The organism is Streptomyces durmitorensis, assembly GCF_023498005.1.
Classification (GTDB): Bacteria; Actinomycetota; Actinomycetes; order Streptomycetales; family Streptomycetaceae; genus Streptomyces; species Streptomyces durmitorensis.
In genome coordinates, this window is record NZ_CP097289.1 from 3,047,316 (window position 1) to 3,062,457 (window position 15,142).

Here is a 15,142-nt window from a genome sequence, read left to right on the forward strand (position 1 = left end):
CGGCCGAGCTCACAGCGCATCCGGTCCGCGTTCGCCGGTCCGCACCCGTACCGCCGTCTCGACCGGGACGCTCCAGACCTTGCCGTCCCCGATCTTGCCGGTTCGGGCGGCCTTCACCACGACATCCACGAGCTGTTCGGCGTCGTCGTCCTCGACCAGGACCTCGATCCGGATCTTCGGCACGAGGTCGACGGTGTACTCCGCGCCACGGTAGACCTCGGTGTGGCCGCGCTGGCGGCCGTAGCCGCTGGCCTCGGTGACGGTCAGGCCCTGGACGCCGAAGGCCTGGAGGGCTTCCTTGATCTCGTCGAGCCGGTGCGGCTTGACGACCGCGGTGATGAGCTTCATACGTCCACCCTCTTGTTCTTCTCGTTCGCAGCCTTACCGGCGTCCTGGGCCGGCGGGCCGGGCACGGAGGCGGTACGGGGAGCCGTGCCACCGCCCGCTCCACTGAAGTCGTACGCGGTCTCGGCGTGCTGCACCTGGTCGATGCCCCCGACCTCCTCGTCCTCGCTGACCCGCATCCCGATGGTCTTGTCGACCAGGAGGGCGAGGATCGCGGAGGCGATCAGGGAGTACGCGAGGACGGCGCCGACACCGGCGGCCTGCTTGCCCAGCTGGTCGAGGCCGCCGCCGTAGAAGAGACCCTTGGCGTCGGACTGGACGCCGCCGGTGGCGAAGAAGCCGACGAGCAGCGAGCCCACGACACCGCCGACGAGGTGGACACCGACGACGTCGAGGGAGTCGTCGTAGCCGAACTTGAACTTCAGGCCGACGGCCATGGCGCAGAGCAGACCAGCGATGGCTCCGACGGCGATCGCACCGAGCGGCGAGACGGAGCCGCCGGACGGGGTGATCGCGACGAGACCGGCGACGGCACCCGAAGCGGCGCCGAGCGTGGTGAACGCGCCGTGCCGGATCTTCTCGTAGGCGAGCCAGGCCAGCATGGCCGCGGCGGTGGCGACCTGCGTGTTCAGGAACATCATCGCGCCGACGCCGTCGTCGTTGCCCAGCCACGATCCGGCGTTGAAGCCGAACCAGCCGAACCAGAGCAGTGCGGCGCCGAGCATGACAAGCGGCAGGCTGTGCGGCCGCATCGGGTCCTTCTTGAAGCCGACGCGCTTGCCGATGACCAGGATCACGCCGAGCGCCGCGGCACCCGCGTTGATGTGCACGGCCGTGCCGCCTGCGAAGTCGATGACGCCGAGCTCGAAGGCCCAGCCGCCCGCGCCCCACACCCAGTGCGCGACCGGGAAGTAGACGACCGTGGCCCAGAGCGCCACGAACAGCGCCCAGGCGGTGAACTTCACGCGGTCGGCGAGCGCACCGCTGATCAGCGCGGGCGTGATGATCGCGAACATCAGCTGGAAGACCGCGAAGACGTACACCGGGATGGTGTAGCCGTCCCACAGCTCGTTGAGCCCTATGCCGCTCAGGCCGACGTAGTCGGAGGACCAGCCGAAGAGGCTGCCGTGGTCGGTGCCGAAGGCGATGGAGAAGCCGTACAGCACCCAGAGGATGGTGACGATCCCCAGACTGATGAAGCTCATCATCAGCATGTTCAGCGTGCTCTTGACGCGGACCATGCCTCCGTAGAAGAAGGCGAGTCCCGGCGTCATGAGCATCACCAGGGCGGAACAGATGAGCATGAACCCGGTGTTGGCGGCAGACAGCTGCGGGGCGTCTGCGGCGATCGTGATGCCTGGGGGCATCGGCGTCTCCTCGTCGTCGTATGCGGCCCGTGCGGGCGGGCTGGGCGGGGTGGGCCGTTGTGCGGAGATTGGCGCAGCGCCATTTCCGGGGGTGCCCCTCGATGTTTCGCCGCAGTGACGAAGAGGTCGTGCGTGTTACGCGTCCATGAACTGCCGGGTCAGGCGGGGCGCGGTTTCATACCCTGCGCACACGGCAAAAAACCGGCCGCGGCGGCCATCCGATTGACCTGGCGTGGGGGAGCCGAGTCGGGCAGTTCGGGATGGTCCGGCCGCGACCGGAGTTCTGGTGGGGCGCCGTCAGACCGCTTCCGCGGTCTCCGGCATGTCGATGGCGAGCTGGTCGGTGAGCTGCACGACCTCGGCGATGTCACCGAAGTCCCGCACGGCGGTGTCCACGGTCTTGCGAAGGCGGGTGTTGACCCGCTCGGAGCGGACCTTCTTGGCGATGGTGAGGGCCTCACCGGCGAGCACGGTGCTCTGCTCGGGCTCGCGCTGGAGCAGGTGGACCGTGGCCATCCCGATGAGGTTCAGTGCGTACGAACGCTGGTGCTCGGGGTCCTTGCCGAAGAGGTCGACGGCGCGCTCCATGACGGGCTCGGCGAGCGAGGCGTACGTGGGGCTGCGGCCCGCCACGTAGGCCAGGTCGCGGAACGAGTGGGCGTTCTCGCCGTTCAGCTCGGCCTCGGAGAAGAAGCGGATCCAGTCGGGCTCGGGCTCGTCGAAGTCATCGGCGTCGGCGAAGGTGTCCTCGGCCATGCGCACGGCCCGCTTGCACTTGCCGGGCTGGCCCATGCTGGCGTAGGCGCGGGCCTCCATCGCATACAGCATGGCCTGGGTGCGGGGACTCGCGCAGTCACGGCTTCCGTACTGCGCGAGGTGGATGAGTTCGAGCGCGTCGTCGGGCCGCCCGAGGTGGATCATCTGGCGGCTCATGCTGGACAGGACATACGAACCGAGCGGCTTCTCGCCCGCTTCCTTCGCGGCGTGCAGGGCCAGGACGAAGTACTTCTGGGCGGTGGGCTGGAGCCCTACGTCATAGCTCATCCAGCCGGCCAGCTCGGCCAGTTCGCCCGCGACCTTGAAGAGCCGCTTGGACGTGGCCTCCGGCTGGGGCTCCTGCAACAGGTCCGTCACCTCGTGCAGTTGACCGACGACCGCCTTGCGCCGCAGCCCTCCCCCGCACTGCGCGTCCCACTGCCGGAACATCACGGTCGTGGACTCCAGGAGGTCCAGCTCCGGTTTGGAGAGCCTGCCGGGCCTGCGGGACGGCGTGGACGGCTCGGGGTCACCGACCGGGGTCGTCGGTCCTGGGACGAGCCAGCGCTGCATGGGCTCGATGAGGGCGGGGCCCGCGGAGAGCGCGAGCGAGGTGCCGAGGAAACCGCGCCGGGCCAGCATCAGGTCGCTGCGCGAGAACTCACTGATGAGCGCGACGGTCTGCGGGCCGGTCCAGGGCAGGTCGACGCCCGAGACGGAGGGTGACTGGTGCGCGGCGCGCAGGCCGAGGTCCTCGACCGCGACGACACAGCCGAACCGCTCGGAGAACAGCTCGGAGAGGATGCGCGGAATGGGCTCGCGGGGATTCTCGCCGTCCAGCCAGCGCCGTACGCGCGAGGTGTCGGTGGAGATGTGATGGGCGCCCAACTGCCGTGCCCTGCGGTTCACTTGGCGCGCGAGCTCGCCCTTGGACCAGCCGCTGCGCACGAACCAGGAATTGAGCAGTTCGTTGGGGCGCTTCTCAGTGTTCGCACCACTTCCGCCGTTGCCGCCCACTGGAACGCCCCCATCCCTCAAGACACTTACGCGCGGTCTCACGCCAAGCCCTACCAGAATGCCGCGCGTTGCGGCTCTCCGTCCGGAGAACGTCACCCATCGAACAGGAAACCGACTTGCCTCCGGCATACCCACGAGTGCACAGCACTTAGGGTCCGTGCACTGAAAGTAATCCTACGATCACCCCTCCGGCGAGGGCGATCGCGGAAACGCCACCATTCGCCACCCCTTCGAATGAACTCCCGGCCCGCCACAAGCGATTGACTTGACAGTGGACGACCGAAGGTGGGCGGAAGGGAGCACTTAGGGGCGCGCATGACCGAGCGCACCCCCCTCAGGCCACCGGGCACCTGAACAAAAGCACAGGGTCACGATCCGATTCCGTCACGTAACCACACCGCGCTCGACCCGTTGGAGGGGGCATGGGCTTCACGATCGGCGGCATCCGGGGAACCGACAAGCCCCGCACCGGTTCACGGCGGCGCGGCCGCACGTCGGACTGCACCGCGGTGGCCGAGTACACCGGGCTGTGGGGATGGGCCGCCGTCCCCGGCGCACGTGCCCTGGACGGCCGCTGCTCCTGCGGCGCGGCCGACTGCGCCGCCCCCGGCGCCCACCCCCTGGAGTTCGCCCCCGAGGTGTCCGCGGGGGCCACGCTGGACGAAGTGACCGAAGCCTGGGCCCAGTTCCCCGGCGCCGCCGTGCTGCTGCCCGTGGGGCGCGCCTTCGACGTGATCGAGGTGGCCGAGGCCGCCGGACGCAGGGCGCTGGTCCGCCTGGAGCGCATGGGCCTGCCGCTCGGCCCGGTGGCAGCCACCCCTCAGGGCCGCGCGCACTTCTTCGTCGCCCCCGGCGCCGCCGCCGAACTCCCCCAGCTGCTCTACCGCATGGGCTGGGACGACGCCGGCATCGACCTGCACGGCCTGGGCCCCGGCACGCACATCACGGCCCCGCCGTCCGACCGCGCGGGCCTCGGCCCGGTCCGCTGGCTGCGCGCCCCCGACCTGGACTCGGCGACGCACCCCCCGCAGGCACGGCTGGTGCTCGGCACCTTGGCCTACGTGGCGCACCGCTCCCCGGCGTAGACACGCCCGCACACGGAAATGCCCCACCCCGGCTGCACCCCGGGGTGGGGCATTTCTCTGGCGTACGTCTCCTACTGATCCGCCGGACGCGGCCTACTGGTCACCGATGAGCGCGTCGACGAACGCCTCCGGCTCGAACGGAGCCAGATCGTCCGCGCCCTCGCCGAGCCCGACCAGCTTCACCGGCACGCCCAGCTCCCGCTGGACGGCGACCACGATTCCGCCCTTGGCCGTGCCGTCCAGCTTCGTCAGGACGATGCCGGTGATGTCGACGACCTCAGCGAAGACGCGCGCCTGCACCAGGCCGTTCTGCCCGGTCGTGGCGTCCAGGACGAGCAGCACCTCGTCCAGCGGCGCGTGCTTCTCGACGACGCGCTTGACCTTGCCGAGCTCGTCCATGAGGCCGGTCTTGGTGTGCAGGCGCCCCGCGGTGTCGATGAGGACGACGTCGGCGCCCTCCGCGATGCCTTCCTTGACCGCGTCGAAGGCGATCGACGCCGGGTCGCCGCCCTCGGGGCCGCGCACCGTGCGCGCGCCGACGCGCTCGCCCCAGGTCTGCAGCTGGTCGGCGGCGGCGGCGCGGAAGGTGTCCGCGGCGCCGAGGACCACGGAGCGGCCGTCGGCCACGAGGACGCGGGCGAGCTTGCCGGTGGTGGTGGTCTTGCCGGTGCCGTTCACGCCGACGACCATCACGATGCCGGGCGTCTCCAGGCCCGACTCGGTCTTCACGGCGCGGTCGAACTCCGCGCCCTCGCGCGTGCCGAGCAGCGCGAGGAGTTCCTCACGGAGCAGCGCGCGCAGGTCGTCCGGGGTGCGGGTGCCGAGCACACGGACGCGCTCGCGGAGCCGCTCGACCAGTTCCTGGGTGGGGGCGACGCCGACGTCGGCGGTGAGGAGCGTGTCCTCGATCTCCTCCCACGTGTCCTCGTCCAGGTGCTCGCGGGACAGGAGCGTGAGCAGCCCCTTGCCGAGTGCGTTCTGCGAGCGGGAGAGCCGCGTGCGCAGACGGACCAGGCGACCTGCCGTGGGTTCCGGGGTCTCGATCTCCGGGGCGGCCTCGGGGGCCTCTTCGGTGACGACCGGCGCCTCGGCTGAGGCTCCCGGGAGTTCCACCTCCTCGATCGTGCGGCGCGGTTCGTCGCGCGGCGTCTCGGCCTCGTCGCCGATATGCGGCTCGGCCGGAGGGGCGGTGATGGTGGGCGTGGACGACGGGGCCTGCGGAGGCAGCTGCTTCTTCTTGCGGCTGCCGATCACGAGCCCGCCGAGCGCGCCGATCACGACCACGGCGATGACTACAGCAAGGATGACGATTTCCATAACCCACCCAGTATCAGCCATGGGGGCAACACGGGCCCAGGCTGTAGCTTCCTCCAAAGAACATAAGCTCATAGAGGGCACTACTCGGACTAAAGTACGATGGAGCTCTCCGCATCAACGCGCGTAGAGTCCAACGCGATCACCCCCACGGACGGATCGCGGCGTTGCGATCCGAGCGAGAGGCACGGACCCCACCCCATGAGCACCACCGCCGAAACCGAAGGCGCCCTGGAGACACGCGGCCTCGAGCCCGTCCCCGACTCCGAGCGCACGGGCCGGACCCGCGAGCTGTTCCCCACCTGGGTGGCGGCCAACATCAGCGTCCTGCTCCTCACCATGGGCGCGGGCCTCATCGTGACCAACGGCCTCAACTTCTGGCAGGCCCTGGTCGTCGCCCTCGTCTCACCCGTCCTGAGTTACGGCATGGTCGGTCTGATCTCCATCTCGGGCAAGCGCGGCGGCTCCCCCGGCATGACGCTCTCGCGCGCGGTCTTCGGCCAGCGCGGCAACCTCTTCCCGGGCTCGCTCATCTGGGTCGCCCGCTGGGGCTGGGAGACGATCAACGCGGTCACGGGCGCGTACGCGATCATCACCGTCCTGGACATCTGCTTCGGCGTGAAGTCCAGCACGTGGCTGACGGTCGTGACACTGGTCGCCTTCGTCGCCTGTACGTTCCTGATCAGCGGCCTGGGCCGCAAGGTCCTGCACATCTGCAACACCTGGGCGACGTACCTCTTCGGCGCGTTCAGCGTCCTCGTCCTGGTCTACCTGGTGGCCAACACGCCCTGGTCGGACGTCTTCTCGCGCCCCGCGGGCTCCACCGCGGCGATGGTCGCGGGCGTGGGCGTGATCGCAGCGGGCGGCATCAGCTGGGTCCCCACGGGCCCGGACTTCACGCGCTACCTCCCGCGCAAGGCCTCCAGCAAGGCCCTGGTGGGCAACGCCATCGGCGGCGCCGGCATCGTCGTCGTACCGATGGTCCTGATGGGCGCGGTCATGGCGGTCAGCACGCCGAGCCTGTCGGACGCCTCGGACCCGGTCTCCTTTCTCGGCCAGCTCCTTCCGACGTGGATCGCCGTGCCGTACCTGGTGATGGCCCTGATCGGCATGCTCCTGATCAACTCCATGTCGATGTACTCCGCGGGCTTCACCGCGATGACGCTGGGCATCAAGGTCCCGCGCACGTGGGCGGTGTCCATCAACGCCATCATCAGCCTGATCTTCGGCTACCTCCTGATGAACGTGGCCACCAGCTTCATCGGCTCGTTCATCTCCTTCCTGACCCTGCTCGCCGTCGCGTTCTCCGCCTGGATCGGCGTCTTCGGCGTCGACATGCTGCGCAGGAAGACGTACGACGGCGAGGCGCTGATGGACACCAAGCGCACCAGCGCCTACTGGTACAAGGCGGGCTTCGCCTGGCAGGCCATGACCGCGTGGGCCATCGCCCTGGTGGCGGGGCTGCTCTTCACGAAGGTCGACTGGTTCAGCGGCCCGCTCGCCACCTCCTGGATCGGCCGCAACGGCCTGGGCTGGCTGGCCACGATCCTCATCGCGGCCGCGCTGTACGCGGTGCTGCCGAGGACCCCGGCCGCCGAGGCTCCCGACGGCAAGGGCGAGACCGAGCTGATCTCGGCCTGATGCGGAACAACTGCCCCCGCACACTGGTCATCTGACACCGCGTCATCTAACGTCCCTCTTCGCCCACCCACGGTGAAGGGGGACGTTTCCATGCCCGTCACAGTCGTACGTTTCAACCTCGTCGATCCGGACGCCACACCCGCCTCGCTGAGCGAGCGTTACAAGGCCGCCCTGGAGATGGCCACGTACGCGGATGACCGGGGCATCTCCACCGTGCAGACCGAGGAGCACCACGGCGTCGGCAACAACTGGCTGCCCTCGCCCTTCACTTTCGCGGGCGCGGTGTTCGGCGCGACCCGGCGCATCGCGGTCACGGTCTCCGCGATCATCGGCCCGCTGCACGATCCGCTGCGGCTCGCCGAGGACATCGCCGTGCTCGACCTGCTCAGCGGCGGCCGTCTGGTGACGGTGGCGGGGATCGGCTACCGGCCCGAGGAGTACGCGGCGTTCGACGTCGACTGGAAGCGGCGCGGCAAGCTCCAGGACGAGCTCCTGGAGACCCTGCTGCAGGCGTGGACCGGCGAGCCCTTCGAGTTCCGCGGCCGGACCGTGCGCGTCACCCCGCGCCCGTACACCCAGCCCCACCCGATGCTCCTGGTCGGCGGCTCCTCACAGGCGGCGGCCCGGCGCGCGGCCCGGCTCGGCCTGCCGTTCTTCCCCAGCGCCCATCTGCCGGACCTTGAGGCGTACTACAACGACCGCCTCGCGGAGTACGGCACCGAGGGCTGGACGATGATGCCCGCCGCCGAGACCTCGCTCCTGCACATCGCCGACGACCCGGACCGCACCTGGGCCGAGCACGGCGAGCACTTCCTGCACGAGGCCCGCACGTACGCCTCCTGGCAGTCCAAGGACATCCGCTCGGCGGTGAAGTCCACCGCCACGACGGTCGACGAGCTGCGCGCCGAGGGCGTCTACCGCATCCTCACGCCCGACGAGTGCGTGGCCCATGTGCAGGGCGGCGCCGCCAATCTCGTACTGCATCCGCTCTCGGGAGGGATGCCGGTGGACGAGGGATGGCGCAGCCTGCACCACTTCTGCGAAAACGTACTGCCCCGGCTCAAGGAATAGGTCCTTGAACCGGGGCAGCTTCCTCAGAGGAGGGGCAGCGGGGATTAGCCCATCTCCTCCAGGGTCTTGCCCTTCGTCTCCTTGACGAACTTCATGACGAAGGGGATCGAGAGCACGGCGAAGGCGCCGTAGATGATGTACGAGCCGGTCAGGCTCCACTCGGACATGCTCGGGAACGTCTTGGTGATCGCGAAGTTGGCGAGCCACTGCGCCGACGCGGCCACACCCAGTGCGGCGGCGCGGATCCGGTTCGGGAAGATCTCGCCGAGCAGGACCCAGACCACCACGCCCCAGGAGAGGGCGAAGAAGAGCACGAAGAAGTTGGCGGCGATGATCGCCGTCAGGCCCTGCGCGTTCGGCAGCGTGACGTTGTCGCCGGAGCCGGTGCGGTACGAGAACGCCCAGGCGCAGGTGAAGAGCGCGAGCGCCATGCCGGCGGAGCCGATGATGGCCAGCGGCTTGCGGCCGATGCGGTCGACGAAGATCATCGCGATGACCGTGCCGATGATGTTCACGATCGACGTCTCGAACGAGTACAGGAACGAGCTGCTCGGGTCCTTGCCGACCGACTGCCACAGCTGGTTCGAGTAGTAGAAGATCACGTTGATGCCGACGAGCTGCTGGAACACCGAGAGGCCGATGCCGATCCAGACGATCGGCAGGAAGCCGACCTTGCCGAGCAGGTCCTTGAACGAGGACTTGTGCTCGCGGCGCATGCCCTCCTCGATCTCGGTGACGCGCGCGTCCAGGTCGATCTTGGTGCCCTCGACCTCGCCGAGCACCTTCTTCGCCTCGACGTCACGGCCGACGGAGATCAGGAAGCGCGGCGACTCGGGGATGACGAAGGAAAGCACGCCGTACAGGACGGCCGGGATGACCATGACGCCGAGCATCAGCTGCCAGGCCTCCAGGCCCATCAGCTTGCCGCGCTGGTCGTCGTCCGCCAGCTTCAGGATGCCGTAGTTGACCAGCTGGGATACGGCGATGCCGATGACGATCGCGGCCTGCTGGAAGGAGGCGAGCCGGCCTCGGTAGGCGGGCGGTGCGACCTCGGCGATGTAGGCAGGGCCGATGACGGAGGCCATGCCGATGCCGATGCCGCCGATGAAGCGCCACATCGTCAGGTCCCACGCCGCGAACGGCAGGGCGGAACCGACGGCGCTCGCCGCGAAGAGGACGGCGGCGATCTGCATGCAGCGGATGCGGCCGATGCGGTCGGCGATGCGCCCGGCGATCGCCGCGCCGAGGGCGCAGCCGAGCAGTGCGGTCGCGATGATCCAGCCGAGCATGTTCGCGTCGACGTCGAAGCGGTGCTGGATGGCGACGGTCGCGCCGTTGATCACAGAGCTGTCATAGCCGAAGAGGAAGCCGCCCATGGCGGCGGCCGCCGTGATGAAGATGACATGGCCGAGATGGTCCGGCCTGGCCTCTCTGCCTTCGGGCTGCGGCGCCTTCGTTGTGCTGGTCACATGGACTCCTCGGGCCACCGGCAACATCGCCGGGGGTGGGGGTGAGCACTTCAAGTGGCGCACAACTTCACGCCGCCCACCACCTGAAGGTAAAAGCAACGTTGCAGAGACTATGCCTTCAAGTTTCGAAGTCAATACCTGGGTTCCTGTGAACTTAAGGGACGCCTGAGGCTGACTTCGTTCAAGTGTTGAAGTTATGAAGGTGAACTCGTGGAGGGCTAGCGAAGCCGTTGGCTGATCACCTTCGAGACGCCGTCGCCCTGCATCGAGACGCCGTACAGCGCGTCCGCGACCTCCATCGTCCGCTTCTGGTGCGTGATCACGATGAGCTGCGAGGCCTCCTGCAGCTCCTCCATGATGCGGATGAGCCGCTGCAGGTTGGTGTCGTCGAGCGCGGCCTCGACCTCGTCCATCACATAGAAGGGACTCGGCCGTGCCTTGAAGATCGAAACGAGCAGCGCGACGGCCGTCAGGGACCGCTCGCCGCCGGAGAGCAGCGAGAGCCGCTTGACCTTCTTGCCGGGCGGGCGCGCCTCGACGTCGACTCCCGTGGCGAGCATGTTGTCGGGGTCGGTCAGGATGAGCCGCCCCTCGCCGCCCGGGAAGAGCCGCGAGAAGACGCCCTCGAACTCACGGGCCGTGTCCCGGTAGGCCTCGGTGAAGACCTGCTCGACGCGCTCGTCGACCTCCTTCACCACTTGCAGGAGATCGGCACGCGTCTTCTTCAGGTCCTCCAGCTGCTCGCTCAGGAACTTGTGGCGCTCCTCAAGCGCGGCGAACTCCTCAAGGGCCAGCGGGTTCACCTTCCCGAGCTGCTGGTACGCCCGTTCGGCTGACCTCAGCCGCTTCTCCTGCTCACCGCGGACGTACGGCACGGGCCTGTTGCGCGGGTGCTCCGGGTCTTCGGGGAGCTCCTCGCCCTCGGCCGCGGGGGATGGCGGCACGAGCTGGTCGGGGCCGTAGTCGGAGACGAGTCCTGCCGGTTCCACACCGAGTTCCTCCAGTGCCTTGGACTCCAGCTGCTCGATCCGCAGCCGCTTCTCGGCACCGAGTACCTCGCCGCGGTGGACTGAATCCGTCAGTTTGTCGAGCTCCGCCTTGAGGTCGCGCCCCTGGCTCCGCTCGGCGGTGAGTTCCCGCTCCCGCACCTCCTTGGCGCGCTCGGCGGCGGCACGTTCCTCCTGGGCCCGCACGAGAGAGACCTCGACGTGCGCGAGCAGTTGGCGCGCACCACGGGCGACGGCCTCGGCGACCGCGGCCTCGTGCCGCATCCGGGCCTTGCGCTGCTCGGCACGCGCGCGTGCCTCGCGTTCGGCGCGCGCGGCCCGGTCGAGCGAGTCAGCGCGTCCCGCCAGGCCCTTGACCCGCTCCTCGTGCGTACGCACCTGGAGCCTGGCCTCCATCTCGGTCTGCCGGGCATTGGCACCGTCGGCGGCGAGCCGGTCGCGCACGGAAGTATCGGGCTCCTCCTCGACCGGAGCCTCCTCGGCCACGGCGAGCCGCTCGGCCAACTCCTCGGCGTCCTGGACCGCCTTGTCCAGCGCCTCCTGCGCCTTGGCCGCGGCGGCCGCACTGCGCTCGGCCTCGCCCGCGGCGCCACGGGCCTGCCCGGCGAGCGCGCCGAGCTGCTGCGCCACGGCAGACTTCTCCCGGTCGGCGGCGCGCCTGCGCTCCCCCAACTCCTCGACGAGAGCGGCGACTTCCTTGCGCTGCTCGCCCGCCACCTGCTGGCTGCGCGCCAACGCGTCGCACTGCTCGGCCAGTTGCTCAAGCTCCGCCGCCGCCTCGTCGACGGACGCCTGCACTTCGAGGAGGCTCGGCGCCCCGGCGGACCCGCCCTGCGCGAAGTGCGCCCCGAGCAGGTCCCCCTCGGTGGTGACGGCGGTGAGCTCCGGGTGGGCGTAGACGAAGTCCTCGGCGTCCTCAAGGGTGCCGACGGCGACCGTCCCCCGCAGCAGCCGCCGCACCGCGGGCATCAACTCCGCGGGCCCGCGCACCAGTTCGGCGACCAGGGGCGGCCCTTCGGCACCTTCCGGCCGTACGTCACGAGGGTCGGCGCCCGACTCCGGCTCCCCCGCGAGCAGCAGCGCGGCACGCCCCGCGTCCTGCTTGCGCAGCAGCCGGATGGCCTCCGCCGCCGACGCCGGTGTGGTCACCGCGATCGCGTCCGCCGCCGCGCCGAACGCCGCCGCGACGGCGACCTCGTACCCCGGAGTGATCGAGAGCAGCTCGGCCGCGGGACCGAGCAGCCCCGTGAGGCGGTCCTTGGCGGCCAGCAGCGCCCCCGTACCGTCCTTGCGGCGCAGGCCGAGCGCGAGCGCCTCGTGCCGGGCGGCGACCGCGGCCCGCTTGCGCTCGGCGGCGGTCGCCTCCTCGCGCGCCGCGGCCAGCGCGGCCTCGGCCCGGGTGAGGGAACGCTTCGCCTCGTCGTGCCGCTCGCCGAGCTCCGCGTCACCGGCGTCGAGCCCGTCGACCTCCGCCTTCAGCTGCTCGTACTCCTCCTGGGCGGCGACCGCGCGCTCCCCTGCCTCGTCACGTGCCACGGCGAGCCGGTCGATCTCGGCCTGTGCGGAGCCCGCCCGCGAACGCGCCGCGTTGACCTGGCCGTGCAGCCGTGCGAGCCCTTCACGCCGGTCGGCGATGGCCCGCGCCACGTCCTTGAGGCGGCGCTCCTCGACCGCGAGCTCCCGCTCCAGATCGGCACGGTGGCCGATGGTGTCCTCCAGGGCGTGCTCGGCCGCTTCGAGGGCGGCTTCCAGCTCCGCCTCCTGCTCACGGATCCGCGCGGCCTCGCGCTCCATGTCCTCGGGGTCGCGGCCGCGCCGCTCCTCCGGGGGCGCGGCGGTCGCGCTCTTGACCCGGGCGTCGGCGAGCGACACCGTGCCACGCACCCGCTCGGCCAGCTGCGACAGCTCGTACCACGTCTGCTGGGCCCGCTGGAGCCGCGGAGTGAGGCGGCGCACCTCGTCCTCCAGCTCCGCCTCCCGCTGGAGCGCCTTCTTCAGCTCGGCCTCGGCACTGTCCTTGCGCCGCTTCAGCTCCGCCTCGTCGGCGACCTCGGTCCGCAGCGCGTCCCGCAGGCGTACGAGATCGTCGGCGAGCAGCCGGAGGCGGGCATCGCGCAGATCGGCCTGGATGACGGCGGCCCTGCGCGCCACGGCGGCCTGCCGACCAAGGGGTTTGAGCTGCCGCCGCAGCTCGTCGGTCAGGTCCTGTACGCGCGCGAGGTTGGCCTGCATCGCGTCGAGCTTGCGCAGCGCCTTCTCTTTGCGCTTGCGGTGCTTGAGGACGCCTGCGGCCTCCTCGATGAAGGCGCGGCGCCCCATGGGGTCGGCGTGCAGGACGCCGTCGAGCTGGCCCTGCCCGACGATGACGTGCATCTCGCGGCCGATGCCGGAGTCGGAGAGCAGTTCCTGGATGTCGAGCAGCCGGCAGGTGTCCCCGTTGATCTGGTACTCGCTGCCGCCGTTGCGGAACATGATCCGCGTGATGGTGACTTCGGCGTACTCGATGGGCAGGGCGCCGTCGGAGTTGTCGATGGTGAGGGACACCTCGGCACGGCCGAGCGGCGGGCGCCCGGTGGTGCCGGCGAAGATGACGTCCTCCATCTTGCCGCCGCGCAGCGACTTGGCGCCCTGCTCGCCCATGACCCAGGACAGCGCGTCCACGACATTGGACTTGCCGGAGCCGTTCGGTCCGACGACGCAGGTGATGCCCGGCTCGAACTTCAGCGTCGTGGCCGACGCGAAGGATTTGAAACCGCGCAGTGTCAAGGCCTTGAGGTGCACGCCGCCGGACTCTACCTCCCACCCGTCTCCCACCACCGCCCTTCCAGCGGGGCGCTGCGCGCCGCACCTTCCCTTTCACCGTTTCACCCAGGAAGATGCAGGGCACATCAGCTGTAAAGGAAACACATTACGGGGGCGGCAAGAAAGAAGGGACGCCGAAGCGTCCCTTGCAGATCTGGACAAGCGGCTGACATGGTCAGCCCGACCACGTGCGTGAAGAGGCAGCTCACAAGGCGAAAAGAGCGTGACGCTGAATGATCATCGTTACGCAAGCCCTGCGAGAAAAGCGCCTTTACTCATGATGGCAGTGGTCAGGTGAGCGCAGGCTCCGCCTGGGGTACGTCGATGCTCTCCAGGAGCGATTCGTGAGAAGCGGCAGCCGCGAGCGCGTCGTTCTCGGCCTGGATCTTCACAAGCTCAGATTCCAGGTCCTGGACGCGTTGCTGGAGCCGTCGCATCTCGGCGAGAAGTCGCGGGTCGGAACCGCCGACGTAACCGAGAAGCGCCTTTGCCATGATGGATGGTCCTCCACAATGAGTGACCGACCGAAGCGGTGTGGGTCGTGAGGGATTCGCACCCGCGGTGCTTGGCACTCGTTGTTCGTGCTGGGTCGTGCTGGCCGTTCTCACATGCCAAACAGCTAAGGTGCGCGGGGCTTCCAGAGTCTCACCAAAAAGTTTGACGGTCAACACGATCACGCCCCGTATTGGCGGGCAACCCGGGGGCTTGCGGCCGTCGAAACGGCGGCGCTGCCTCTGCTGCGGGGCCCTGGGGGCGTGTCGATCATCCTGCACTTGGGAGCCTGCCACGACGCGCCGTTCTTGGCAACCACCAGGCGTTTCCTGCCCCGGGCAGTTGCCCTGACCACACCGGGGCGCGTCCGCCCGGCGGCTCTCCGTCAGCGAATCGCGAACGTCTCGTAGATGCCGCGCGGAGTGTCCCAGATCTCAGTGACGCCGTCGACGCGGCCGGGTGTGTCGCCCTCGCGCAGCCAGTCGAGCAGCCCCTGGGCGCCCGCACGCGGACCCTCTGCGACGACTTGCACACGGCCGTCGTCCAGATTGAGAGCAAAACCACTCAGACCCCCTATCTCCAGGGCCTTGGCCCGCGTGAACCAGCGGAATCCCACGCCTTGTACCTGGCCACGCACCCAGGCCGTGACTCTGACTTCTTCGTTCATGGGTGCACGCTAACCGGCCAATTGCACTCGGAGCACTTCGTCCCCATGCGCCATCGCGTACAGTCCCGACTCGATGAGCCTCACTCGTATGGGTGAGCCACGTTGACCG

Annotated in this window: 11 protein-coding genes; 3 read left to right on the forward strand and 8 right to left on the reverse strand. The window is 69.4% G+C overall.

Annotation, left to right across the window (positions count from 1 at the left end):
• Positions 1-9: 9 nt before the first annotated feature.
• The 3 genes from M4V62_RS13450 to nsdA all read right to left on the reverse strand — a co-directional run bounded on the left by M4V62_RS13450 (position 10) and on the right by nsdA (position 3,485).
• Complete coding sequence (locus tag M4V62_RS13450) at positions 10-348, reverse strand: P-II family nitrogen regulator (protein ID WP_249587501.1); 339 nt, start codon at positions 346-348, stop codon at positions 10-12.
• The gene (locus M4V62_RS13455) at positions 345-1,712 is read right to left on the reverse strand and encodes an ammonium transporter (protein ID WP_249587502.1); all 1,368 of its coding nucleotides are present in this window, start codon (positions 1,710-1,712) and stop codon (positions 345-347) included. The genes M4V62_RS13450 and M4V62_RS13455 overlap by 4 nt, the downstream gene beginning before the upstream one ends.
• 297 nt (positions 1,713-2,009) lie before the next feature.
• Positions 2,010-3,485, reverse strand: a complete 1,476-nt coding sequence (nsdA, locus tag M4V62_RS13460; protein WP_249587503.1) for a transcriptional repressor NsdA — start codon at positions 3,483-3,485, stop codon at positions 2,010-2,012.
• A 422-nt stretch (positions 3,486-3,907) separates the two neighbouring features.
• Here nsdA and M4V62_RS13465 point away from each other — a divergent pair, with 422 nt between their 5' ends.
• Positions 3,908-4,570, forward strand: coding sequence for a bifunctional DNA primase/polymerase (locus M4V62_RS13465; protein ID WP_249587504.1), 663 nt, complete (start codon positions 3,908-3,910; stop codon positions 4,568-4,570).
• 93 nt (positions 4,571-4,663) lie between these two features.
• On the opposite strand, the gene ftsY is transcribed toward M4V62_RS13465, so the two are convergent.
• Complete coding sequence (gene ftsY / locus M4V62_RS13470) at positions 4,664-5,887, reverse strand: signal recognition particle-docking protein FtsY (protein WP_249587505.1); 1,224 nt, start codon at positions 5,885-5,887, stop codon at positions 4,664-4,666.
• A gap of 198 nt (positions 5,888-6,085) precedes the next feature.
• Between ftsY and M4V62_RS13475 the strand changes: the two genes are divergently transcribed.
• Both M4V62_RS13475 and M4V62_RS13480 read left to right on the forward strand, forming a co-directional pair.
• The gene (locus M4V62_RS13475; RefSeq protein ID WP_249587506.1) at positions 6,086-7,525 is read left to right on the forward strand and encodes a purine-cytosine permease family protein; all 1,440 of its coding nucleotides are present in this window, start codon (positions 6,086-6,088) and stop codon (positions 7,523-7,525) included.
• 90 nt (positions 7,526-7,615) lie between these two features.
• Complete coding sequence (locus tag M4V62_RS13480) at positions 7,616-8,596, forward strand: LLM class flavin-dependent oxidoreductase (RefSeq protein ID WP_249587507.1); 981 nt, start codon at positions 7,616-7,618, stop codon at positions 8,594-8,596.
• A 44-nt stretch (positions 8,597-8,640) separates the two neighbouring features.
• On the opposite strand, the gene M4V62_RS13485 is transcribed toward M4V62_RS13480, so the two are convergent.
• From M4V62_RS13485 to M4V62_RS13500, 4 genes are all read right to left on the reverse strand, one after another.
• Complete coding sequence (locus M4V62_RS13485) at positions 8,641-10,065, reverse strand: sugar porter family MFS transporter (protein WP_249587508.1); 1,425 nt, start codon at positions 10,063-10,065, stop codon at positions 8,641-8,643.
• 218 nt (positions 10,066-10,283) lie between these two features.
• Positions 10,284-13,853, reverse strand: coding sequence for a chromosome segregation protein SMC (gene smc / locus M4V62_RS13490; protein WP_249587509.1), 3,570 nt, complete (start codon positions 13,851-13,853; stop codon positions 10,284-10,286).
• Positions 13,854-14,164: 311 nt separating this feature from the next.
• Positions 14,165-14,368, reverse strand: coding sequence for a hypothetical protein (locus tag M4V62_RS13495; protein WP_135333243.1), 204 nt, complete (start codon positions 14,366-14,368; stop codon positions 14,165-14,167).
• A 383-nt stretch (positions 14,369-14,751) separates the two neighbouring features.
• Complete coding sequence (locus M4V62_RS13500; RefSeq protein ID WP_249587510.1) at positions 14,752-15,033, reverse strand: acylphosphatase; 282 nt, start codon at positions 15,031-15,033, stop codon at positions 14,752-14,754.
• Positions 15,034-15,142: the final 109 nt, after the last annotated feature.

Excerpts from the sequence above, each read along its gene's own strand:
- M4V62_RS13480 (WP_249587507.1), top strand. The coding sequence starts at position 7,616 with ATGCCCGTCACAGTCGTACGTTTCAACCTCGTCGATCCGGACGCCACA.
- M4V62_RS13465 (WP_249587504.1), top strand. The coding sequence starts at position 3,908 with ATGGGCTTCACGATCGGCGGCATCCGGGGAACCGACAAGCCCCGCACC.
- M4V62_RS13495 (WP_135333243.1), bottom strand. The coding sequence starts at position 14,368 with ATGGCAAAGGCGCTTCTCGGTTACGTCGGCGGTTCCGACCCGCGACTT.
- M4V62_RS13450 (WP_249587501.1), bottom strand. The coding sequence starts at position 348 with ATGAAGCTCATCACCGCGGTCGTCAAGCCGCACCGGCTCGACGAGATC.
- ftsY (WP_249587505.1), bottom strand. The coding sequence starts at position 5,887 with ATGGAAATCGTCATCCTTGCTGTAGTCATCGCCGTGGTCGTGATCGGC.
- M4V62_RS13475 (WP_249587506.1), top strand. The coding sequence starts at position 6,086 with ATGAGCACCACCGCCGAAACCGAAGGCGCCCTGGAGACACGCGGCCTC.
- M4V62_RS13500 (WP_249587510.1), bottom strand. The coding sequence starts at position 15,033 with ATGAACGAAGAAGTCAGAGTCACGGCCTGGGTGCGTGGCCAGGTACAA.
- M4V62_RS13455 (WP_249587502.1), bottom strand. The coding sequence starts at position 1,712 with ATGCCCCCAGGCATCACGATCGCCGCAGACGCCCCGCAGCTGTCTGCC.